Origin of the sequence: Huijunlia imazamoxiresistens, from assembly GCF_037132455.1 — a bacterium.
In the GTDB taxonomy this organism is placed as follows: Bacteria; Bacteroidota; Bacteroidia; order Chitinophagales; family Chitinophagaceae; genus Flavisolibacter; species Flavisolibacter imazamoxiresistens.
In genome coordinates, this window is record NZ_JBBBEI010000003.1 from 467,902 (window position 1) to 492,134 (window position 24,233).

A 24,233-nucleotide genomic window follows, 5' to 3' on the forward strand; every position below is an offset into this window, starting at 1 on the left:
TATCATTGTTCAGGAAAGCGATCCTCATTTCAGGGCGTACAGGCAAGGATTTCCCGGTAAATGATCTCCATCCTGTCCAAAGCATCCTCCACATTGAAACGTCGGGCGTTTTCCATCCCTGCAGCTACCCTGTCGCTGCGCTCTCTAACCGGCATATTAACGGCCCTGATAACCGCTTGAGCCCCTTGTTCCGCCCACGCTTTCAATTCCTTACTGTTACTGGGACGGCGGGGGATTAAAAAGGCGGCGTTGCCCGCTACTTCGGTCATCGGCGCTTCATTGGTGGTGATCACCGGACAACCCGCCGCCATAGCCTCGGCTATCGGCCAGCCAAATCCCTCGGCCAGGGAAGGAAACAGGAAAACAGAGGCTCCGGCATAGGCCAGCCGCATATGATTATCGCTAAGCCCCTCAATAAAGTGTATATCGGACCGGTAGGGGGATTGGGCCCGCCGTTGCAGTAAAGCCTCCGATGGTTTTTCCCCCGCCAATAGCATTGGCAGGCTTTGGAACGAAAAGCACCGCCAGGCATCATACAATTCTATAACACCCAGCCGGTTTTTATACCATTGGTTACCGCCCACATGCAGCAGGTACCCGGAGCCCAGCTCAATGCCGGTTTCACGGCTTAATACCGTCCGGGCCTCGATGGCGTCGAATGGTTGATACAGGGGATTCAGGCCGTTGTAAACCACTTCCGAAACCGCCGGGAGCCAGGGAAGAAATTCATGCAGGTCGCGTCTTGTTTTTTGCGAAACCGAAATAAAGTTTTTTCCTTTTGAATAACCTTGGTGGATGTAAGTCTGATACTTCCTGCCCGTATATCCGGTAACATTTTCCAGCACTTGGCCCTGAGCGCTTTGCTGCGCCATAAAATCATGGCAATGGATCACATGGGGACGGTCCGCCACCATAGGTACCCATGGCCCCAAGGCATGGTCGGTAAACACAAACAATGTGTCCGAAGACTTTTTTCTTAAAGAACTGCGTACTTCTTTGGGGAACAGTACATATTGGTCTATATATCCTAGCCACTTCCGGTACTTATCCGGAAAAGGCAGCTTGAAAAAGTGGGGCCGTGGTGCCCATATCTCAACGCTATGCCCACGTTCCCTCATTCCTTTAGCCAGCATGGCCGAATAGCGAGGCATACTCTGAGAACCCAGAAAACTGGGATGGGAGAAAAAAACAAGTTTCATAACATTCAATTTAAACAGATGGTCCCGTTTCCTGTTTTCGTAAAGTTGCCAGTAACAATCCAGAAATGAATACGCAGAAACCTAAGGAGGTGGGTTGTGCCCATCCCCCCTGGGGCAACTGTAACAGGACAAAACTCAGAAGCATCCACGGAAGCAGCATGCCCTTTTGAAGTTTGGAATAGGCGCCTATCGCCATTTTTGCACTCAGGCGAATACGCAAAAAGATCACCAGCATTCCCATCAACGGTCCTAATTCCCCAATTAACCGCCCCCATTCTCCCTCGGAAATCAGGAATGTCTGCTTCCCGGACAGCAGCATGGCACCTACATTCGTACCCATACCGGAACCAAATCCAAAGTAGTAATGTGCCGAAGATGTTCTCAATGCATCGATCATCCCTCCCAGGTAACGATCCAGCAAAACACCCTCCAGTCCGCCTTCCTGGTTATTAGCGCTTTCAAAGCGGGCACCGAACACCTGGATGGCATGCTGGAATTCACTGTTTTTGCTCAAAAGAAAGGAAAGCATCACCAGGACCAAACCTGCAAAAAGCACTCTTCCCAAATACTTAGGCTTTTTGAGCATAATGCCACATGCAAAACATAAGGATACAATCACAGAAAAAAACAGCGTACGGCTAATGGAAATGGGAATAGCTACCAAAAGACAAAAGGTGGCAACCACCAGAACCAACCGGTTCATGCTTCTGGTTTGAAACCAGAAATAAAAAATATAGGCGGCCGCAAATGCGAAGAAGGAAGACACTCCGCTTGTAAAAGAAAAGGTACCTGAAGGTCGGAAATAACCCATGGCTCCCGAAAAACCCGATCCATTCATATCACCGCCAATACCCCGGTTTATCCAGGCTGATTGCGGACTGTAAAACTGAAGCAGGATAATGGAGGTCATGGGTATGCAAAGCCATAAGACAACTTTTCCTACTTTGACAGCATCGCTCGCAGTAAAAATATTTCCAATGACAAAGATCAAAGGAAAATGCAGCAGAAAAATCCGTGCCCCGTAGAGTACGACAAATAAGTTCCCATGCCCCAGATAAAAACCGGTGAATGTAGTCAGCAAACCGATCAGCATCATTCCGGCAAGGGTAAGATCATTGGGTAGCAAACCCCGCTTCCAAGCCATCACCAACAGCCAGAAGGCTACCGGATCGCGAATGATCAGCAGAGGTGTTGCCAGCCCGGGCAGCACCCATTTCCGTAATGCGCCCTCAAAAACCAGGAGTAAGAAATAAGCCCAGATACCTTTTTTGAGCCAGCGGTTTGGGTCCACATCGTTCCAGGTAGGAAACAGGTGGCCGCTTCTGGTATAAAGACTCAGGACGTTCCCCCCGGAAACATCGGCGTTTATAAATTGACTCATAAAAAAGGGTCGAAGTAGTTTACTGCTTATGGGGCTTCTTATGCTTCATAACTGCTGCTGCCAATTCCTTTCCATAAACCTCCCAAGGCCTTTTATGGGCGGTTTCCCGTGCTTCCCGGCCTGCCTTTGCGATCAGCGCGGGGTTTTGAAGCAGCTTTTCAATGGCAGCCTGTAAAGCCGCTGTAGAACCGGCCTCCACCAGCCAGCCGTTTTCATCCTGCTGTATCAGGTCGGGGCCTGCAGTGCGATCGGTAGTGATCACGGGCGTTCCCTGCGACATGGCCTCCGTGATCACCAGGCCAAAGCCTTCGAACAAGGAGGGAAAAACAAGCACATCATGCTGCTGCATGAGCTCCAGGACAGCAGCATGGGGAAGGCTGGGAATCCAGCGGTGCTTTGCCAATGCTGTATCCAAAGCCGGGCAGTCATTGCTGGCTTTATTGCCTACAATCGTCAATTCTACACGGCGCCCCAAAGATTCCACGGCCGCAAAAAGATTCGCGATCCCTTTACGCTGAGAAAGCCCCCCCACAAACAGCAGCCGCAGGGGTTTGAAACGGTGGCCGGTACCGTATGTACGATGGTCACAAACAGGCGGGAACCCGTAGGGAATGATTTCAACAGGGCCTAAACTTTCGGGAAAGCTTTGTAAAGTTGTGGCAGTAAACCTGCTGGCCACAAAAATCCGGTCTGCAAGGCGCAATTCTTCATCCTTCCGAGCCAGCTTTGCTTTGGAATCTTTTAAGCCCGTCAATGTTGACGCCCAATGGGGCCAGCTGGCTTCTTCTTTTTCCATCAGGTGCTTCGCTGCACGCCAATAGCCTATGGGCAGATCGTAAAAGCACGGAAGTCCCAGTTCCTTTGCTTTCCGAAAGGACTCGAGCGCACCATCCTCATAGGCATAAACCGCGTCAATTTGCCGTTCAACCACTCGCTTCAACCGTTTGCCGACATGATCATCTAGGCTATGGTATACCGCATCTATACAAAACCTTCCTTTTTCATGTCGCGTCCAGGCATGCATACCAGCCCTGGATGCGGCCAGCCGGCCCGCCTCTTTCCACGGATACTGGCGGGTCAGAGGCTTCAGCCCAGGAGGAAAGTTCCGTCTGCGCAACTCCGAAAGAGGACCAAAAGTACTTAACCAGTAAAGCAACGTACCGGGGTAGGTAGCAATAGCCGTATTCAGTTCCCCAAGTATGCCAGCAGCCAGGAAGCCGGCTGCCGCCGCCCGCATATTGGCATTACCAGTAGGGTGAGAGATCAAAACTTTCATGGGGTAATTTATAATTCATTACAGCACCTTCCATTAATACAAACGCGATTTGACGGAAGCTTCAATAACATTCAAATACTTACGGGCCACTTTATCGGGATGGTGCATGGCGAGGTGATCGCCTGCCGCCTGCCGCAGCTTTTTTTCCCGCTCAGGATTGTCCAGCAAACTTTCTATGCTGGCGACCAGATCCGGAACACTGCCCCTTTTAAAAACGATACCGGCATTGCCGACCGCATCTTCCAGGCCTCCGCCATCTGAAACTATAGGCAAGCACCCACATGCCATTCCTTCCAGCGCTACATTTCCAAAAGGTTCTTCCCACAAGGAAGGCACCAGGAGGTACCGGTGACGATTCAGGCAGGCGACCAGCTCTTCTCCCCGGAGCGACCCTGTAAAAACTATTCGGTCCTGCAAGCCCAGCTCTTGGGTCAGGCTTTCAAGGGCTTCCCGCTCCGGACCGTCCCCGATGATGGTTAAGGAGAGCGGCCGGTCGGCCCCGGTGCTGGATTCCCGGGAGGACTTTAATTGCTCTAATGCCCGGACAGCAAGGTCGGCCCCTTTATCGGAAACCAGACGTCCCAGAAAAACAAAATCAACCTGTTTGGGAATATCCGGATTGATCTGGAAGTGGTGGGCGCGGTATGGGTTCCCGATTACCGTAGCCCCGGGCCAGCACTTTTTCCGCACCGATTCGCTTACCGCAATTACAGCTGCGGTTTTGTTTAAGTGCCACTTCTTAATCCGGTCCTGCCAGGCTATACTTCCGTCCAGCCGGCTTACCCAGGTTCTCAGGGCTACCACCGAGGTTTTACGGCAAAAAATGCCTGGCCAGCTCAACCGCAAGCAGGGATTATTTTCGTAGACCACATCGGCCCAGGCATGCTCCCGGATCAAGGCCCTATATCTGGGCTTCCGGATAACCGTAAAAGGAAAGCTTTTGTCCGAATTATCGGATGACCAAGTAATAAGCCTTACTGTATGGCCAGCCTTTGTAAAAGCCCCAGCAAGAATCTCTGAATTTACCTCAATGCCTCCAATATCCGGATAGAACTTATGGGAGAGAAAAAGAATTTTTAATTGCATCAAAACAATTTTACCTCAATCATTTATAATAGCATTCCACAATGATCCATTATACTCATTAGTAGAAAGAACTTTTAAAAAGCAAACCATTCCAATGATCAGGAAGCTTCAGTTACCTTCATTTCACGGGAAAGGGCAAGAGCAAACTGCCTTGCAATCGACGAAACATTAAATTCCGGGTGAACCGTTTTTAAACTGTTTAAACAGAATTCCAGGTTTCCCTTCTGAAATTCCTGGACCCCATCAGGGGATTTCACTTTTATATTACCTCTTATTACCCAGGGATTTGTAACACAGATTACAGGTAAGCCATGTTCCAGCATTGCCGCTACCGCACCGCTTTTTCCAACCAAGGTTATAGGAGTGGTAGAAATGCCAACAGTTGCCTTTTTCAACACCTCTGAAATACTGCAGGGTGATTGTTCTCCAAGCACCTTTATTTCCAGTCCTTCCGACGTCCATACCTTTTCCCAATGTTGCAGTTCGGGACCCGACCGGCCTATGACAATCAGGTCAACAGTCAAACCCGTTTTCTTTGAATAAAGAGCCGCCTCCTTAGCAAACCAAGAAATGGGAACGTTGGGCCGGATGGCGCCAAATACTACAAATGAAACCCTGCTACCTTTCTTTAAAACCGGTCCGGCTTCGCCCCGCCCGCGCTCCGGCTTATTAACATGGGGGATGTTTGAAAATAGCGGAAGGTATCCGGCCCGGGCATTTACATGCGACAACTGGGCCTGGTACAACAACGTCTGTGTGTGAATAACTTCCGGGACCAGCCTGGCCATCAGCGATTTTATTATTTGCTTTTGAAGATTGCCCCACAAAATCATTTTCAGCGATGACTGCCGGTCCATCCCTACCCAAAGCTCATGGAACATAACATGCCACCTTCTGCCTTTTCCAACCTCTGCAAAAAACCGGATCATTTCAAAAGGCAACCCTCTGGAATGAAAGGAGAACGGCACGAATTGAAGACTTAGCCAGGAAGGGTCGGAGGTCTTTATCCATTTATTCGAGTGATGCAGCCGGGTATTCAGCGGCCACAAGGAAGGAAGCCGCAATACGCTTACATCGGTTTCATCAACGCCTTGTGCCTCCTGTATATCCGTTTGAACGAATGGGTCATTCAAAGAAACGATCAAAGCTTCATATCCCTGGCGGATTAACGCCCCTGCCAGCCTTCGGGTATAATCTCCTACCCCATCCCGACCGGGCTCCAGCGAACCGCATAGAAAAACAATTTTCATACTATTACCGTTGTCCGATTTTTTTTGCTGGCACTCCCGCCCAAATTTCACCGGGTCCAATGGATTTGGTAATAACCGCCCCAGCGGCCACTACAGCCCCATCGCCAATCTCCACGCCCTTTAAAACCACTGCGTTACATCCGATCCAGACATCATTTCCGATACGGATCGGTTTTCCCGGCCCCTCCTGAATACGCATCAGTTCGCCGAGTCCTATTCCATGATCATGGTCAATAAACCGGCAACCCGAAGCAATGAGGGAATCATTTCCGACAAGGATGCCTAATTTTATATTGAACTCACACCCCGATCCTATAAATACATTGTTGCCAATTGTTATTGAAGGGCCGGGTTGCCAGATACCATCATATTTGAGATAAACATTTTTTTCAAACAGGCACTTCCGGCCTATCAGCACCTGGTGCGGCCAGGTAACATGAACGCGGGACAATATGGTGCCTTTCCCGATTTTCATTCCAAAACAGGACAGCCAAAGTTTCCTGAAGTTGCTTACTGCTTTTTTAGCAAACCTGTACCGGATAAGGAAGGCTCCCTTTTGAAGTATTATGGTATTCCGGGAAGCGCTGTTGCTCATGCTGACTCCTTTCCTTTTAGTGTTGACTGCGTTTATAAAACCGCCCGACAAAGGCGCTGAACGAGATCTGGGCTTTTCTGCGAAGCACCAGGGAGCGCGGCTGCGATTGGATGACTCCATTTGCGGCATTCCAATAGTTGCGGTCAACCAAACGGGGCGCCCGCCCTTTCAGTATCTGGTACACGGGATGGCAATCCCAAGGCTTTGGCTGGCCCAGGGCATGTGGCATGATGGCAAAGCCCGGTTTGAAGGCCATTGCTTCTTTGCCGATGAGGCTTACCGCCCCTTCCCAGCCTTCAACTGCTGCGTTCAGTGCATCTTGGTCGGTGGTGCTGAAAGGAGCCAGCGGCCCCTGCTCGCTTTTGGGCAATTGGCCGCCCGATTTAAAAGCGGAACGGTTTAACCCTCCTATTACCGATGCCATGGCCTCCTGGATATGCTTCCACATTTGCAGAAAACCCTCATCCTTTTTCTTAACCCCTACAAAGCCGCCGTTGACATATATGTTGTTTTTAAATTGAAGGTCAAAGCCTTTTTCACCAAAATACTTTCTCCAGGCAACCCGGCGGGGATGGTATTTCTCCAGGGGAGAGTTTACATCCTCGCACAAGGCCACTCCGCAATGCACCCAATCTTGAAAAAAGGACCAGGGGGCCGTAACCACGATATCCGGGTCGAAATAGAACAGGGATTCCCCACCAGCAGCCGGTCCCTGCCATAACTGCAGCATGAAATCGGGCTTATAATTTGTCAGATGGTAATCCGTATCAACCGGCAAAAAATGAAGCGAAAGCCCTTCATGCAGCTGAAGGGTTTTCGCTCCCGGCCAGTTGAAGCCGCAATTGTCTCTGGCGGCGGATGCCCAAGCAGGCAAAACCCCTCGGTAACCAGCGTAAATGGATCCCTGAAAACCCGTTTGATGCAGGGAATTTGCCAAGGCCGCCACTCCAAAATGATAGTGCCCTTCAAATAAGGTACAAATAACGGAAGTCAATGTTATAGAGTTATATTCGTTTACGGATAAAGCGGGCAAGTGAACCCGCACTGATTTCGTAATCAGGTATAGATTTATTTACCACGGATCCTGCGCCCATCACGCTGCCTTTTCCAATCGTTACCCCTTTCATAATGATGGAACCCATGCCGATCCGAACTTTTCTTTCCAAAAAAATTTACAAGCTCGGGATAATCTTTTTCAGCCCCTTTTTGGCCAGACCTTTAACCGAACTTATAATTGCCCGTCCCGTACCGAACCATTTACCTTGCTCATCAGCACTCTGGTCTACAAAAACATAACCTGGAAAATGCATGTCCAAAACACTATTCATTTCCTTTCTCATTGCCTTAAAATTCCTTGGACTCCAGGTTAGCCCATCACAGTTACAGGTAGCGAGAAAAAGGTCAAGGTATACAGACCGGACGTTGTATTTACAAAAAGCCAGCAAAAGAAACTTCCAGTCAGAGGAGTATTTCAAAGCTTCATCATAAAGGCCGCTGCGATCATGCAGCTCTCTTTTAATAAAGCATGCCTGGTGGCTTAAGGACGTTTTTCTGAAAAAATCGAATGTGACGGGTTCGGAAAAGACCTTTGTACCAAAAACTTTCCCGTTGGACTCTAAAACGGCATTGCCATACAATACCTCTTCCGTATAAGAACGTTTACCGAAAACCTGCTCCAGCGTATCCCGGCTGTGTAAAACATCCCCGGCATTCAGCATTAACAAATATTCTCCAGTTGCCTTCTCGATGCCTTTATTCATGGCATTGAAGATGCCTTTGTCAGGTTCACTTACCCAATAAGCGATCCTTTCCTGGTGCTGCTTGATGATCTCCACACTTCCATCGGTAGAGCCCCCGTCGATAATAATGTATTCAAAGCCAGTCCAGGTCTGCTCCAGTACTGATTTTATGGTCTCCCTTAAATCAGCCGCATTATTATAGTTGATGGTTATAATGGATAATTTATTCACGACTATTATGAAGTTTTGGTTTGAAGGAATAGCTACCTGATCAATAAATCAATAAGGCGGAATTCTGAATAGAGCTAAATCGCCCTAGGACGAACCTGCTAAACCATTTCTTTTATCAGGTGCTTGAAGAAGACGAAACGTAAAGAAAAAGCTTTACTTAAAGACTTCTGTTTCACCACTTGCGCAAGAGAGCTGTAGGATTCTTTGGCCTTTGCTTTCATACCGCCCTTGTAATAGGGCAGGGTTACCTGGTGCACATAATTGAACAGCATATGGTTCAGCAGTTTGGCATCCTGTTTTTCCTGCAACAGCCAATCGATAACCTTTATATGGAAGCGCTGGATATGAGGGATCCTTTTTTCCGCCTGCACCTGTGAGGTGATCCGGTCCTTCCGTTCGTCATTATGAAAAATGCTAAGGCTTTCTTTTACCAGTGCGATCTTTCGGGCATACGTAAGGTACCGGAACGTTAGGTCCCAATCCTGATAACAGGCATACGACGGATCATAGCCGCCGATCTTTTCCAGTATTTCCTTTTTATACATCCAGCACTGGGTACTGCCCATAAGCTTCCAATAGATCAGGGAGCCGATATATCCTTTTTCCGCATCCACTTCGGGTATAAAAACCTCCTCATTGGAAGAGTGTACGAAGCCGCAGGCACTACAATCACTTTTTTCCCGGTTCATGGCTTCAACCTGCTTCCGTATGCGGTCCGGAAACATCATATCATCGGAATCAAAAAATACTACATAGCTGCCCCTCGCCTTCTTCAATCCCAAGTTCCGCGCCACAGGAGCGCCCTGGTTGGCCTGTCGGTAATAAAAGAGAATGCCCTCCAGGCTTCTTTCTTTTACAAACCCCTCGATCACCTGCCGGGTATCGTCCACGGATCCATCATCCACCACAATTATTTCCAAAGAGGAATAGGTCTGGCCGGCCAGGCTTTCCAGACACTTTATTATTTTATCAGCCCTGTTATAGGTAGGAACAATGACCGAAACTAGTACACTCATCCTTTATTGGCAGTTTAAATGATTACCCTTCTTTTCCTTTTTCCAACCACAAGCTATTGGGCCCAAACCAGCTTCCACATTTCCTGAGACTTCTGCTCCAGGCTTTTAATAACTTCTGAGGAAACATGATGCACACTACGGGGATTACCCAGAGCTTCCTCCATCTTTAGTTGACAGGAAGCAAAGTCATTAATATCCAACAGGTTTTCCGGCACCTGGTAATCGGCCATCAGTTCCGCGTACTTATGGCTCCAGCCGGTACAGAAAGTACAAACCTGCTGGGAGAGGCCACTGACCACCCCATGGAACCTGGAGGAAACCAGCAGCTTCATTTTCCCGATTACCGCCTTTACTTCCAGCGCATTGAGGTTGTTCAACTTCAGCACTTCGCTGGAAAGGCCCTCCTGAATTTTATTGATAATCTCCTCGTCACCAATTCCTTCGTGATTCAACAATATTAATTGTTCGCCTCTGTCTACAAAATACTGGCATAACTTAGTAATGAAAGAAAGGTACTGGGAAGAAACTTCCTTACTTGTTTCGGTAACCATTCTGTAATTGGGTACCACACATACATATTTGCGGTCTTCAACCAGCTTTGCCGTCGGAACGGCCGGCTTCAGAAGATTGGTAAAATCCGGCTTTAATATGACCTTTTTGTTTTCTCCGAATAATTCCACCAGATAATTATAGGAAACCTTTTCCCGTGCGAATAAAACATCAGCATACTTGAAAACGATTTTCATCCGTTCAATAGATAGCTGATGAGTGAAGGGACCGAATGCCTGAGGCAGGAAAATTAATTTGGTGCCGTTTTCCTTCAGAGACTTATAATACTGTTCCAACTTTTTATTGGAAGCGGCACTATACATTCCCAGCCACTGATCGGAAAACTGAAAGCCCCCGGCATCCAGCAAAACGTCGATTTTCGAAGGCTTTACAAAATAAAGCTTGTCGAGCAATGATTTAGGAAAATAATTAAACAGCTTCCGACGCTGGTAGATAAATAAACCTTCCCCGATCGGTTTGGCGTAATTGCCCCCAGCGCTGTGCGGAGTGATCACAAACCGGGAGCCCGGATGCTTTTTCTTCGATTCTTTGATCACTGAGCGCAGCATCAATTCCGCCCCCTTATTTACAAAGTTTGCATTATCGATCAGAATATTCATAGTGGTCTAAATTTGTACAAACCGGTGCCCGTTGTTCCCCTTTTATAAACACTAGAAAGCACTACGGGAACAACCAACTGATTTTATTATTTTATAGGGTTTAATTCGATGTTTTTTAACTCGGTCTGGATGTTGCTGTCCCCGCAATCATCCCACAGGATAAAGGCTACAGCCCCTTTATTGAACAACTTCAGCTTGTCGTCAACTGTCATTACCACCTTGCCATTACTCACGAAACTGAATTTGCTATCTTTCACAACAATTGCAAAAGAATACGTTTCCCCTACGGTGATGGCGAACGGCTCCACCAGCAAACTGTTGTAAAACTGGCCCTTGCTGACTACATCAAAATGGAGGCAGTTGTCTTCAATTCTGAACCGGTAGCGGTTGTAAAAGTCATGATAGCGGAACCCAAACTGAATTTCCCGGAATTTTGAGTGGAAAACCGCCTTGAACTTAAGTTCGTAATTCTTCAGCGAGGTATCGTCCAGGTAATAATAGATCCAATCATCTTTCAATCCCGAGGTACTTACATAAATGTCATTCCCTTCTATGACGGTTTTATTATCGACACATACATTATCCGCCGTACTGACGGGAAGGTTGAAGAACTTTAAGAAACGGTCATGAAAGCGATGCTTTACAATGTTCCAGTCTTCATTTTTATAGATCAGTTTATTCAATAAACCCTCATAAGCCGGCTGCAGCGACCCGTACCCGATTTCTGCCTTGGTGGCTTTCAATAACTTTGCATACCTGTCCTTCTTCCTATTTACAGAATAGGTTTTATAAGAGTTTAAAGTCTTAAATATGACTTTAATGTTAGACAGCCTGTAAATGACCTTGCTCATTAGTTTTTTTTTCTTGAAGAACGTTGCGTTTTTACAATTCCTGCAGCTCGATCATTTTCCCGAACTTCTTTGACGTTTTCATCAATTTGTCAAAGGAACCTGATTCCACAATCTCCCCTTTACTCATCACCACAATGGAATCTGCGTCCTTGATGGTGGAAAGCCGGTGTGCTACTATGAGGACCGTATACTTTCCATGCAGGGATTCGATATTTTCCTGAATGCTCTTTTCCGTTTCCGAATCCAGCGCTGATGTGGCTTCATCCAGAATGAGAATATCCACATCTTTAAACAATTCCCGGGCAATGGATATCCTTTGCCGCTGCCCACCGCTCAAGTTGATACCATTATTTCCTAACTCCGTCAATTCCTTTTCTGGAAGGTTTCCCACAAAGTCTTCCAGAGATGCCTTTTTTAAGGCCAAGTGGAAGCGGCTGTAATTTTCCGGAGTGGGGTCGGCCCAGAAGGTGACGTTATTAAAGATGGTATCGCTGAAGATCACGGGATCCTGCGTAATGTATCCGATATTTTTCTGGTAGCTGACCATATTTAGCTCGCTGCTCCTGATCCCGTCGATCAGCAGTTTCCCTTCATCCAGGGGTATTAAACCGGCCAGCACATTTACCAGGGTGGTCTTTCCGCTTCCACTTTCCCCTACGAAGGCGATCGTACGGTCTTTTTCTATCGTTAAACTGATGTTCCGCAGTATTTCCCTGTCTTTGTAACGAAGGCCGGCCTTTTCCAGCACGATCTGGTTTTTGAATTCCTTCAATTCATAGGTACCCTGCTTTTCCCTGCTATTTGACAGTTCTTTCTCAAACTCGGTCATATTTTCAATGGAACCATAAACCCCCAGAAAGCCATTATAGGAACTTTGCATCAGCATCAGGGAGGACAGTGCCCGGTAAAAGAATAGCAGGCTGATCAGGATCGTGCCCAGGGACCCTCCTAAAACATTTACCTGAATTAGGATAACGGTACTAACCACGATGATCAGCAGCGGCTCGCGGGTTCCGGATACAATAGCGCTGTACTTGCCGATCTTGCTGTTCGTTTCTTCAATATGGTCTATGGTACCGAGCAGCTTGCCATTGTAGTCTTTCAGCAAACCAGTAGCCTTTAAGTACTTAAAACTGTTGACATACTGCAAAATAAGGCCCTGGTAATAATTGGTGCCGAACACGAGTTTTCTGGAAGCAGCCTGGGTATAGGCATAAATCCGTTTATACAGCAGGTTGGTCAATCCGCCACCCAGGCAAATGATCAGGGCGAACTTTACATCCACAAAAAAGGCAAAGCCTATATACACCAGCACCATTACCCCTTGCTGTACCGTAGCAAAATATTGCTGGAACGCCATGGACAGCCGCGAAACTTCGCCGGACAGCGTATTCTGAACTTTCCCCACATCGGAAAGCACGAAGTTCTTATACGACATTTCACCCATTAACAGGGTCAATCGCCTTCTGGTGGTTTTGACAAAGTATTGCCTGATCTTCACCTCGTAGGTCGAACTGGCATATTGAACTAGGCCCTTAAGGATAAAGAAGGAACATAGGACGATAAGTACGCTTAACAGATTAATGCCAATGCCCAGGTAAGCCAGCCCGTCTACCAGGAACCTCAGGTTCCCCAGGTTCTCCGAATGGTAACTACCGGACTTCTCTACCATCTGCAACAAAGGCAGGAACATGGATAGTCCCAATCCGTCAAACAGGCTGACGGCAATACTGAGTAAAACCCGTATAATAATCCGTCGGCCTAATCTTTGGTAGAAAAAGACAAAATTTTCGAAATATCTCTTTAAAAGCTTTTTTACATTCTGATAAAGCATTACTCTTTCGTTTATTGGAAAATAAAGCACCCGCCGCCTCCGCAACCCTTTTCTTTTCTCCTTTATGGAATATTCGGTTGCATGCAGGCGCTGATCATCGAACCAGGCCTCAGGAGACTACCTTTTTGCGTTTCTTCTCTTTTCTGCCGGCTTCCTGGCCATAACCGTATTCATAGGTATTTTTATATGCCGTCAGCCCCTTGGGTTTCACCCCGTTGAAAACAACCGCCATGTTCTTATGCTGATGAAGCTGGTAAATCTCGTCCAGCCTTTGCAAAGTGGCTTTGGGCGTATACCCCTGTCGCACCACATACAGGGTTACATTGCACAGGGGCATCAGGATAAAAGCATCCGTTACGGGGCCTACCGGAGCCGTATCCACGATGACACAATCAAAATGCTGCTCCGCGTATTCAAGCAATTCTTTTAACCGCCCATTCATGAGCAGTTCGGAAGGATTCGGCGGTATGGGGCCGGAGGGTACGATAAACAGGTTTTCATTAAGATCTGTGGGTGCTACGATGTCGTCGATTTCCTTTTGCCCTATCAGAAAATTGGATACGCCGGGATAATCGGAACGGTTCAGGCTGGCGCTCAGGAAAGGCATCCGGAGGTCCAGTTCCAGCAGAACCACCCGTTTTCCGGTCAGGGCCAGGCTGATACCCAGGTTCAGGGCCGTAAAGCTTTTTCCCTCCCCGGGGATAGAAGAGGTAACCAGTATTTTATTATTCGCTTCATTTATACCCAGAAAACTGAGATACGTACGTAAATAACGGAACTGCTCTGCAATAAAGGACCGCTTGCCTTCCCCTATCACAATGATATTCCCCGACCGGTCATGTGCCACTTCTCCCAGTAACGGCACTACCGTTTCCCGCTCCAGATCTTCTCGTGACTGGAGGGTCCGGGATAATAAGCCTTTCAGGGTTACCAGGCCAATACCCAGCAACAGACCGCTGAGCACTGCCATGGTATACATCATACTGCTGTTGGACAGGATAGGTCCGTAATTGGACTCCGCCACGTCCACAATGCGGCTATCGGCAACGGCCGATGCAGAAGAAAGCGCTGTTTCTTCGCGCTTTTGCAGCAAAAACGTATAAATATTGTTTTTAATGGCCTGTTGCCGGTTGATGTCGACCAGTTCCCGCTCCTTGGAGGGAAGGGAAGCGAGCAGCGAGGAGTATTTGCTGTTGCTGGCAAACACCTGTGCCCTACCGGCATCCAGCGTGCGCCGCTGATTAGCAATATTTTCCAGAATATTGCCCCGCATTTTAGTGATCTGTCCGGCCAGCGCCCCTACCGAAGGATGATTTTCAGCAGTGGTTTTTTTCAGCTTTTCGTATTGGGTTTCCGCCTCGTACAAGCCATTGAGCAGTTGCATCAGTACCGGGTCTTCCACTCCCAACGTTGCAGGTACAATCCCGGCCTGTTTATTCTTGGAGCGAACATAATCCTCTACTTGGCGCAACACCACCATTTTTAGGTTGATATCGGATAACTGTTGGTCATTCTTGCTCACGTTTTCCAGAAACATCTGTCCCTGGGCGCTGATATCCACCAGCTTATTGACCGCCTTGAACCGTTCTACGCGGTGCTCCACGGAATCCAGGTCGTCCATTACATATTTCAACCGTTCCTCGATGAATCGGAGAGTGTTGGCCGCCAGCACATTTTTATCCTCAACAGCCGCCCGGTTATAACAGTCGATCCACTCGTTGAGGATATCTTCAGCCCGTTTCGGCTCCAGGTCCAGAATGACCCATTTCAGGACGGAAGAACTTCCCGAGGAAGCCAGTACACTTAACCGGCTCAGCAGGTCATTTGCAGCGGACTTTACATCTACCATGGAAAAATAAAAATCCTTTTGCGACGATCCGCCTGCTGTGTTGTTTTTGTTACGGGTGAACATCAGTTCGCCATATGGCAACCGGTACCATTGGTCCAGTTGGTACGTCTTCCCATCAACCACCACGGTACCGGACGCCGCATTGAAGGTAAAGTATACATTGCCGGATGCCCGAATGGAATCGGGAAATCGCGCCTGAATGGAAATGGGAGACAGGGTATAAGCCGGGTAATCATTCACCCGGCCTTCCTGTGCCACCATAGCGTACAGGTGAAGATTCCTGACCACCTCTTTAGCCAACTTACGGGAACGAATCACTTCAATTTCGTTCTCCACTGATTTGCTGATCTCAAAAGCATCCAGTTCCTGCACCATTTGCGGCGTTCCGCTACCGCCCCGATTATCGTCCTTGATCAGCAGGGTTGCATTTGCCTGGTACAGAGGTACCTGATAACGAAGATAGAAATAGGTAGCCGTAACGAAAAGGGCTACCAGTACCAAATACAAGGGCCAGTAAGGGAGGTACTTTTTCCCTAGACTGTCGAAAACAGCCTGTTCCCTGCGGCTCAATCCCTGAGCTTGTTGCGCTTCTTGCATAGAATAACTTTTATCGGTAGTGGACGAGTTTATTTAAAGATTCGGTCAGCCAATAGTAAGCTTATTGAAATGGTACTTAGGATAATGGGAAACAGGGGCTGTTTCCGGTTCGCGTTTTTTATCTTCAACGCACTGGGCTCCACGTAAACAATATCATTGGAACGCAGGTGGTAATAGGGAGAGGTGAATATGTCCGAGGCGTTCAGGTCAATCCTGCGGGTAATCTTTTTTCCGCCCTCTTCCCGGATCAAAAGCACATTGTTTCTTTTGGACTGAATGGTAAGATCACCCGCATTACCAATAGCTTCAAGGATACTTATCCGCTCATTCGGCACGGGAATCACACCCGGCCGGCCGACATCGCCCAGCACTGTCACATGAAAATTGGCCTGCCGGACACTGATGATGGGATCAACAAGCAACTGTCGATTGACCAGTTGCTTGGTCAATGTGTCCGCCAGCTGCCGCTTTGTTAACCCTGCTGCCTTTATATGCCCAAGAACCGGAAACTGGATTAGACCATCCCCGTCTACCAGGTAGCCGCTCGCCTGTGCAGAAGGGCCCGCAGGAGCTGCTGAAGCCCCTCCCAGGTTGAACAGGGAAGATGCATCAGGGCTTAGGCTGGAAACCGAAATGTTCAGAATATCGTTGCGTGTAATGACGGGTTCAACTTCCGCAGCCTGCCTTGTGATCACAGAATCCTGGAGGTTATTAAAATAAATTGCATTCTTTGTATTGAAGCAGCCGCACAAAGAACCAAAAAGGCAGAGAAACAGAAAATGCTTTATTATTTTCATAAGTAACCAATAAGCAATTAATTCGGTGGATAGTTAATAATGTAGATGGCGAACAATAAACTAAAAAAAGAAAAGCCACATCACCCCCTTGATACAGAGGAGATGAATGCCAATTGCCGGACCTCAATTCGATAAAGCGTGGCTGATTTGCTGAAACCCAATAGCCTTTCCCACACCAAAAACGCAGGTGGGCCGGTCCCCGGAATAATGGGTCAGGTCGGCTACACCAGCAAACAGGCAGGGCCAGAATTCCGGCAATCGAACCATGCCGGTAAGAGCCAGGTTCATGCCGGTCCACTCGGCAGTGAGATGGACCCGCCGGATCAATTCATAAGAAAGGTTGGCGAAGAGTCCGGTGCCATAACGGCTTTTAACCTGCCTGATATCGGCAGGACTTCTTTTATAGAAAGCTCCGGAACCTACACCTACAGTAAAAGTTAACCGCGGATGGTCGAGTGACAACCGTGGCAGCTTTTTAAACGTATTGCTGTAAGCGAAATAAAAAGAATGCATACCGTCGGAAACTGCGGTATCGGAAAAAAGATGCAGCGCACCGGCACTGATGCTGCCCCAGCGCTTCAGTGAACGGCTGGCAACAATACTGTATGACATGCTTTTTCCGGGTTGCGAAGCGTCGTTAAAATTGGCAATTCCCATTAAAGACACCAGCTTGCGGGCATCGCCTAATCCCACACCGGCCACAAAGGCATAATTGGGCCGAGTGCCATAAAGCTGTCGTGGAGACCCGCCACCACTGATGAAGGCAAAGCTTTCGGTGCTGCCCCAGCCTGTCGGCGACAGTACAGGACCTGCCTTTACTTCATCCGAACAGATCATGCCAGCGGTCAGCGGCGTATGATTGTCATTGCAGGCTCCTTTGCCGGCATTACGCCAGGTTTGTGCAAAACCAGCGGAACAGGAGCAAACAACCAAAAGAAAAAGAACGAACTGTTTCATACCAATGGGCCTGCAGATATATAAAGGAGAGCTTACCGTATAGTTTAACGGCATGTAAAAAACAGTGGCAGTGACCGGCAAAAGATCCGGCACTGCCTGTTATAATAATATATAGAAAAGAAGGGGACCTCACAGGGCCTCCCTTTTCTAATTGTCAGAAGAAACCCGGCGGGAAAGCTGCAACGGGGGCTCCGATTTTTTCTTTCGGATCACCTCCACATTGGTCACTTCCACTTCGGCCGTCATGGCATAACCCAGGGAAGGAAGAATAACTTTGACACTTCTGCTCTGCACCGCCACTACCTGCCCTTCGTAATCCGAAAGTGGACCGTTCAGAATCCGCACCATATCGCTTACATTCACTTGCACCTGTTCCAACTTCACGTTTTGATATTCCTTCAGAAAGTCCCGGATCGTCTCGATCTCCACATCCTTGATCACGGCCGGCTTTCCCAACCAATGCACTACACTGATCACCTGGTCCAGTTCTCGTACGGCCAACAACTCCTTTGGCGTAACCCGGACAAATACATAAGAAGTAAACAAAGGCTCCATTACCGTTTTCTTCCGGTCGCTCCATTGCTTTACTACTTTGTTCAGGGGACAATAGTTTTCAATGTTCCTCTTACTGAGTAATTCCGCTACTTTCTTTTCCCAACGGGGCCGCGTGTAGATTGCATACCAATTCTGAGTCATACCAAGTAGTTTTTATGGATCGATATTTGCCTTTATAGTATAGGAAGTGATTCAGCCTCATTCGCGTCAGGATAGGGCTTCGCCGAGCCTAGTCACATCCACCAGGTTATTTAAGAAAACACTATTAAAAAAAACCGAAATGTCATTATTGGCCTTCCACCCGGTCAAACCAAGGAAACTCCGGCCAACAAATCCATTACACCACCTATTCAAAGGCAATACACACCCTGCGCACGGAAATGCATATCCGCACGAATTACAGAAACTACACCTCTCCCACCAGCACCAGCAGCCAGACCCAAACACCGGGCGTAAAGAGAACACCCAAAATGCCCAGCCTTACCGCACTTCAGCACAGCATGGAAAAAATGGCAAACAAAAGTCAGGGAAATAAAAAAGGAATATTACTCGCAGAAAAAGCGAAATGGATAGCGCTTCAACAGATAAGAAAAATTCATAACACAGTCACTTTGGTTTTGGATTAATCGGACTCAATAAGCTTGAATCACAATGCGAAAGTAAGAAAATTCCCTTTACTGCCAAGTTTTATTTTAGTATTGTTAAGACTTTACACTTATAAAACTTAACGGAATGAAGCATAAGCGTTTATACAGAACCAACTCACTAACAATATATTATGCATACTAGATTAGGCCAAATCACCCCATAATACCCATACTTCATAAAATATGTAAACAACACTAAGACAAACACTTATTTTTTTTAGTCGAAGCCATAATGGCCAATGTTTCCTACCCGCTCCCTTACTAAAATGAATAAGCGATTTTTAAAAAGTAAATATGATAAATTTTTCTATCTAATGAAAAAGCCTCTCTAGAAGCAGGGAATACAACTCGTTGCACAGGGAGGAAAACGGTGATTCACACCCGCCCTGCCCGCAGGCGTATAGGCCAGAAATTGGCCGCCTGGGGACATTAAACTGTCCCGGGATTCCTAAATTCCTATGGAGAAAAAAGAGAAGAGGCTGCCCTCAAAAGACAGGCACCCGCAAAAAAACTAATGATCCTTTTTCTTTAGGAAGAGATTGGTAATCAATATAGAAAGGAAAATCAGCACGGAAGACCCTATAAATCCAATAACATAAAAAAGAACCAGGAAAAACTTTTTGATTCCAGACAGAAACCTGTCGAAAGCACGCGTCAAACCGCAAGACGAATAATCTTTGGGGGTGAGCTTGGAGCTGAGAATCGGCGTGTTTTCCATTACCAGTTTATTTTGCAGTACTGACGTTGTATTGGATGAGAAATCAATGACTAACGCCGAAACTACCTAAAAAAATCATACCAGCAGAGCTGGCTTCCGGCATTTTTATTTTACTAAGAAAAAACCCCAAGCGCTACCTATAATTTCATGGTTAGTTCATCTTCCTGAAAATTCCCGGACAGATCGCAAACTAGCTCCCAAACCGGCATTTGTACTTATTCCATTTTACATTGAGACAAAATAAGTGTCGTATAAAAAATTTAAAGAAAACACTTATTGCTCATTTCGAGTTAATTACTATTTTTGTGCCCGTTCGCCGCTATTCCTATGAACAGGAATTGTTTATAACTAGTCGCTTGAACAAACCCGTCTCCTTTTCGTTCATCTGCTAAAGAGACCAATCCAATCCATCCATCGGCACAACGCCCTTTTCTTTACCTGCAAAAACAGGTAAGCAGGGGCCCAGTCGAAAATATCCTGCTGATTTAACCAACCACTGTTTTCTTATTTACCAATTTTCCCGGCCGAAAGGTCATGGGATCAACCATCAAAAACTAACGCAACATGAACACGAACTACCCTAAAACACGTCCCCCCAACCCGTAAAAAGCCCCCTATTTTTTTAGCCTCGTCTACAATGCCCGGATCACCTGGCTTTCCCGGCGGTTTTCAACAGCCGGCAAGTCATTGATCGATAGGGCCTGTACTCTTTTTGTCCTTTCGCCGCCAACCGTAGCTGGTGAGGGGACCTGCCACCCTATTGACTTTATCCGAATTATTTAATCTGTACTCATCATGAGAAAACTGTACCTTTTCCTTATTATCTTTCTGTGCAACCACCTGTTGCTCCAGGCGCAAAATGCCACCTGTTATACCTTTAATTCCACCGGCGGCGTTTCCCTCGAGAACATGACCACCGGCACCTCCACCATTTTCGGTACCGGTATCGACGATGAGGCTTCCAGCCTGCTGTCGCTCCCCTTCTCCTTTTCCTTTGCCGGCAACAGCTACAACCAGTTTTCCGTCAGCTCCAACGGCCTGCTCGGACTCGGAGCGACGCCCGTTTCCAAACAGCGCAACGTTCCCCTGAAATCTTTGTCCACCTTCCCCGTCATCGCTCCCTACCTGGCCGACCTCAATACGGGCACCCAGGGCAATGTCCGCTATAAAATTACCGGCACTGCCGGCTCCCGAAAGCTGGTGGTGGAATGGAACCTGGTGAGCTATTTCGATAAAGACGCCCTCTACCCCCACAACATGACCTTCCAGGCATGGCTCTTCGAAGGCTCCAACCTGGTCCAACTGGTGTACGGCAACAACACCTATGACCTCAACAGCTATGCAGGCATCGGCATCGCCGCCGCCGGCACCGATGTGCTCAGCGTGAATGCCACCGACCATTCCGCCACCGCCAACCCCTCCGCGGGTAACGGATCGGCCTGGCCGGGAACGGGCCGCGCCTACCTCTTCTCTGCACCTTCCGGGCAAGCAGCTGCCGTAAGCATCTCCGCTCCCGGCACTTCCGTTTGCGCCGGTACGCCGGTAACCTTTACCGCTACCCCCACCAACGGCGGTACCGCCCCCGTTTACCAGTGGAAAAAGAACGGCAACAATATCCCCGGGGAGCAGGCAGCTACCTATACGACCTCCGACCTGGCCAATGGCGATAAGATCACCTGCCAGCTGACCAGCAACGCCACCTGCCTTTCTTCCGCCACGGCCACCAGCAACAGCGTGAAAATGACCGTCAGCCCCCTCCCCTCCGTCCAGGCCACCGCTTCGCCGGCTACCCTGTGCAGCGGCGGCACCAGCCAACTCCATGCCCTGGTTCAGGCCGAACGGGTGACCAACACCTACAGCCTCAGCTCCGTTTCCTATGCCCCCGTCGGCATCAGCGGTACGGCAGTGGCGCTGGATGACGATGCCGTATCCGCTTCCCTGCCCATTGGCTTTAACTTTGCCTTTTTCGGCACCACCTATTCCGAATTCAGCATCAGCAGCAACGGCAACATCCAGTTCGGTGCCCCCTCCGGCGGATTTACACCGCAGGCTATCCCCGGCACCAGCCAGCCCAATAATTTCATCGCCCTGTGCTGGGCCGACCTGGACCCCTCCGCCGGCGGCAGCATTTCCTACCAGACCACAGGTACGGCCCCCAACCGCAAGCTAGTGGTCCGCTACAGCAACATTCCTTTTTCCGGCGCCCCCGGCACCCTTTCCGGCCAGATCGTCCTGTCCGAAAGCACCCACATCATCGAGTTGTTCCTGGCCAGCCAATCCAACAACACGGTGACCAAGGTGGCCGGTATCGAAAACACTTCCGGTACCGCCGGCTATGCCCTGGTCGGAAAGAACAATACCAACTGGACCGCCACCGCGGAAGGATGGCGCTTTTCGCCCAGCGATTTCAGCGGCTTCTCCTATAGCTGGACGCCGGCAGCTTCCCTGAGCGACGCCCAGGTGGCCAGCCCCGTCGCCAGCCCCTCTGTCAACACCAACTATATGGTTACCGTTACCGATGCCAACGGCTGCTTCTCGACGGCTTCGGTCCAGGTGGCCCTGCAGGGATCGGTTACCCCCAGCCTGAGCATCTCCGCCCATCCGTCCACTACCATTGTCCCGGGAACAACGGTCACCTTTACCGCCCTGGCCGGCAACGAAGGATCCAATCCTTCCTACCAATGGAGCAAGAACGGATCGATCATTCCCTCCGCCAACGGAGCGACCTATTCGACCAGCCTGCTGGCAGATGGCGATCGCATCGAATGCCTGATGGTCAGCAACGCTCCCTGCGCCACGCCCGCCTCGGTCAGCGCCCAGGTTCAGATGAAGGTAGCCGACCAAATCGTGTTACCGCTTACCCTGCTGCGCTTCGGCACTGCCGTAACCGACCACCAGGTACAGCTGAACTGGTTAACGGCCGAGGAAAAGAACGTAGACCATTTCGAGGTGGAACGCAGCACCAACAGCCGCAACTTCATCCGCATCCACTCCCAGGCAGCCCGGGGTAAAGGCGCTGTTCAAACCGCTTACGCAGCCGTGGACAACGAGCCGGCAGCTGGTACGAACTATTACCGCCTGAAAATGGTGGACAAGGACAGCAGCTTCAAGTATTCCGAAGTGAAGAGCGTGAACTTCAGGGCCAAAGGCATCCAGGTTACCGCTTATCCCAACCCCTTCGAACAATCGGTTCAATTAAACATCCGGGCCGAAAAAGCTACGCTTGCCCACATCAGCGTTACCGACTTCCTGGGAAGACGCATCCTGCAGCAAACGGTTAGCTTAACCGCCGGAAGCAACCAGGTAGCGCTTCCCGTATCCGCCTGGCAGGCAGGCCTTTACCAGGTACAGGTAATCGCCGGCGACCAGGTGACCACCTCAAAGCTGGTGAAACAGTAATATCCATCGCAGCACGGTTGGCTCCTTTACGGGACCGCGTGCCAGCGAAAAGAAGAGGCTGTCTCAAAAGTAGGCAGCCTCTTTTTTATTTTAAGCTATTGGAAGGGGCTTGGGTTTTTCTTTATTTTGAAGGTATGGCCCGAGGTAAATCCCATAAAGTGGTTTTTAAACAGACCCACCAACACCAGCTCTCCCTGCTGCCCCCCTCCCTGGACGAACTCCTAGCAGCCCAACACCCCGTACGCGTGGTCAATGCCGTGTTGGATAAAGTCGACATCACCGAACTGCTCAGCCAGTATAAACCCGGCGGCACCAGTTCCTACCACCCCCGCATGCTGCTCAAGGTGCTGGTTTACGCCTACATCAATAATATTTACAGCAGCCGTAAAATCGAGCAGGCTATCAAGGAGCACATTCCCTTTATGTGGCTGGCGGCCATGAACCAGCCCGACCACAATACCATCAACCGCTTCCGGGGTAAACGCCTGCAGAAAACCCTTCAGCCTATTTTCACCCAGGTAGTGCTGCTGCTCTGCGAAGAAGGCCTGCTCAGCATTAAAGACCTCTATACCGACGGTACCAAGCTGGAAGCTAATGCCAACCGCTACACCTTTGTGTGGGGCAAAAGCATAGAAACCAGCCGCGAACGCATCAAAAAGCAGTTGAACGAACTGTGGCAGTATGCCCAAAGCATTGCTGCCCAGGAACTGGAAGAGCCCGATCCGCCCACCTTTGACAAGATCGATGCGGAAAAGGTGGAGAAGACCATTGAAAAGATCAACGAAGCCATCCGGGATAAGGAGGTCTGCAAGGGCGTAAAGCAGAAGCTGGCCTATGCAAAGAAGCACTGGCCCGCCAACCTTAATAAGTATGAGCAGCAGGAAAAGATCCTGGGCGAAAAGCGCAGCTCTTATTCCAAGACCGATAAGGACGCCACCTTCATGCGGTTAAAAGAAGACCACATGAAAAACGGCCAGCTCAAGGCGGCCTATAATGTACAGATATCTACTAACGGGCAGTTTGTGGCGGGCTATTCCATTCATCAAAACACTACGGACACCAATACGCTGATCCCTCACCTGGAGCA

At 48.9% G+C, this 24,233-nt stretch carries 20 protein-coding genes; 3 read left to right on the forward strand and 17 right to left on the reverse strand.

Annotation, left to right across the window (positions count from 1 at the left end):
• Positions 1 to 29 precede the first annotated feature (29 nt).
• From V9K67_RS05745 to V9K67_RS05825, 17 genes are all read right to left on the reverse strand, one after another.
• On the reverse strand, positions 30 to 1,199 hold the full coding sequence (locus tag V9K67_RS05745) for a glycosyltransferase (protein WP_336720703.1): 1,170 nt from the start codon (positions 1,197 to 1,199) through the stop codon (positions 30 to 32).
• A gap of 10 nt (positions 1,200 to 1,209) precedes the next feature.
• Positions 1,210 to 2,580, reverse strand: coding sequence for a hypothetical protein (locus V9K67_RS05750; RefSeq protein ID WP_336720706.1), 1,371 nt, complete (start codon positions 2,578 to 2,580; stop codon positions 1,210 to 1,212).
• Between the two features lie 19 nt (positions 2,581 to 2,599).
• Positions 2,600 to 3,856 (reverse strand): glycosyltransferase family 4 protein, encoded by a 1,257-nt coding sequence (locus tag V9K67_RS05755; RefSeq protein ID WP_336720707.1) that lies wholly within the window; start codon positions 3,854 to 3,856, stop codon positions 2,600 to 2,602.
• Between the two features lie 33 nt (positions 3,857 to 3,889).
• Positions 3,890 to 4,942, reverse strand: coding sequence for a glycosyltransferase family 4 protein (locus V9K67_RS05760; RefSeq protein WP_336720708.1), 1,053 nt, complete (start codon positions 4,940 to 4,942; stop codon positions 3,890 to 3,892).
• Between the two features lie 98 nt (positions 4,943 to 5,040).
• Positions 5,041 to 6,192 (reverse strand): glycosyltransferase family protein, encoded by a 1,152-nt coding sequence (locus V9K67_RS05765; RefSeq protein ID WP_336720709.1) that lies wholly within the window; start codon positions 6,190 to 6,192, stop codon positions 5,041 to 5,043.
• Between the two features lie 4 nt (positions 6,193 to 6,196).
• Entirely contained in the window at positions 6,197 to 6,787 is a 591-nt protein-coding gene (locus V9K67_RS05770; protein ID WP_336720710.1) for an acyltransferase, read from the reverse strand.
• Positions 6,788 to 6,803: 16 nt separating this feature from the next.
• Complete coding sequence (locus V9K67_RS05775) at positions 6,804 to 7,781, reverse strand: hypothetical protein (RefSeq protein WP_336720711.1); 978 nt, start codon at positions 7,779 to 7,781, stop codon at positions 6,804 to 6,806.
• Between the two features lie 10 nt (positions 7,782 to 7,791).
• Positions 7,792 to 7,953 (reverse strand): LbetaH domain-containing protein, encoded by a 162-nt coding sequence (locus V9K67_RS05780; protein ID WP_336720712.1) that lies wholly within the window; start codon positions 7,951 to 7,953, stop codon positions 7,792 to 7,794.
• A 6-nt stretch (positions 7,954 to 7,959) separates the two neighbouring features.
• Positions 7,960 to 8,757: a glycosyltransferase family 2 protein gene (locus V9K67_RS05785; protein WP_336720713.1), complete on the reverse strand. Its 798-nt coding sequence runs from the start codon at positions 8,755 to 8,757 to the stop codon at positions 7,960 to 7,962.
• A 98-nt stretch (positions 8,758 to 8,855) separates the two neighbouring features.
• Positions 8,856 to 9,773, reverse strand: coding sequence for a glycosyltransferase family 2 protein (locus V9K67_RS05790; RefSeq protein WP_336720714.1), 918 nt, complete (start codon positions 9,771 to 9,773; stop codon positions 8,856 to 8,858).
• Between the two features lie 53 nt (positions 9,774 to 9,826).
• On the reverse strand, positions 9,827 to 10,942 hold the full coding sequence (locus tag V9K67_RS05795; RefSeq protein WP_336720716.1) for a polysaccharide pyruvyl transferase family protein: 1,116 nt from the start codon (positions 10,940 to 10,942) through the stop codon (positions 9,827 to 9,829).
• Positions 10,943 to 11,028: 86 nt separating this feature from the next.
• Entirely contained in the window at positions 11,029 to 11,793 is a 765-nt protein-coding gene (locus V9K67_RS05800; RefSeq protein ID WP_336720717.1) for a hypothetical protein, read from the reverse strand.
• A gap of 31 nt (positions 11,794 to 11,824) precedes the next feature.
• Positions 11,825 to 13,627, reverse strand: a complete 1,803-nt coding sequence (locus tag V9K67_RS05805) for an ABC transporter ATP-binding protein (RefSeq protein ID WP_336720719.1) — start codon at positions 13,625 to 13,627, stop codon at positions 11,825 to 11,827.
• Between the two features lie 109 nt (positions 13,628 to 13,736).
• Complete coding sequence (locus V9K67_RS05810; protein WP_336720721.1) at positions 13,737 to 16,073, reverse strand: GumC family protein; 2,337 nt, start codon at positions 16,071 to 16,073, stop codon at positions 13,737 to 13,739.
• A 29-nt stretch (positions 16,074 to 16,102) separates the two neighbouring features.
• A complete protein-coding gene (locus tag V9K67_RS05815) occupies positions 16,103 to 16,870 on the reverse strand; it encodes a polysaccharide biosynthesis/export family protein (protein WP_336720723.1) in 768 nt (255 codons plus the stop codon).
• 123 nt (positions 16,871 to 16,993) lie between these two features.
• Positions 16,994 to 17,827, reverse strand: a complete 834-nt coding sequence (locus V9K67_RS05820) for a hypothetical protein (RefSeq protein ID WP_336720725.1) — start codon at positions 17,825 to 17,827, stop codon at positions 16,994 to 16,996.
• 147 nt (positions 17,828 to 17,974) lie between these two features.
• Positions 17,975 to 18,523 (reverse strand): UpxY family transcription antiterminator, encoded by a 549-nt coding sequence (locus tag V9K67_RS05825; protein WP_336720727.1) that lies wholly within the window; start codon positions 18,521 to 18,523, stop codon positions 17,975 to 17,977.
• A gap of 239 nt (positions 18,524 to 18,762) precedes the next feature.
• Between V9K67_RS05825 and V9K67_RS05830 the strand changes: the two genes are divergently transcribed.
• The 3 genes from V9K67_RS05830 to V9K67_RS05840 form a co-directional block, all read left to right on the forward strand.
• Positions 18,763 to 19,008 carry a hypothetical protein gene (locus tag V9K67_RS05830; protein WP_336720729.1) on the forward strand — a complete coding sequence of 82 codons (246 nt, stop codon included), beginning with the start codon at positions 18,763 to 18,765 and terminating at the stop codon, positions 19,006 to 19,008.
• 1,534 nt (positions 19,009 to 20,542) lie between these two features.
• A complete protein-coding gene (locus tag V9K67_RS05835; RefSeq protein ID WP_336720730.1) occupies positions 20,543 to 23,146 on the forward strand; it encodes a T9SS type A sorting domain-containing protein in 2,604 nt (867 codons plus the stop codon).
• Positions 23,147 to 23,304: 158 nt separating this feature from the next.
• Positions 23,305 to 24,233: transposase (locus V9K67_RS05840; RefSeq protein ID WP_414696757.1), on the forward strand; the 929-nt coding region annotated here is incomplete at its 3' end.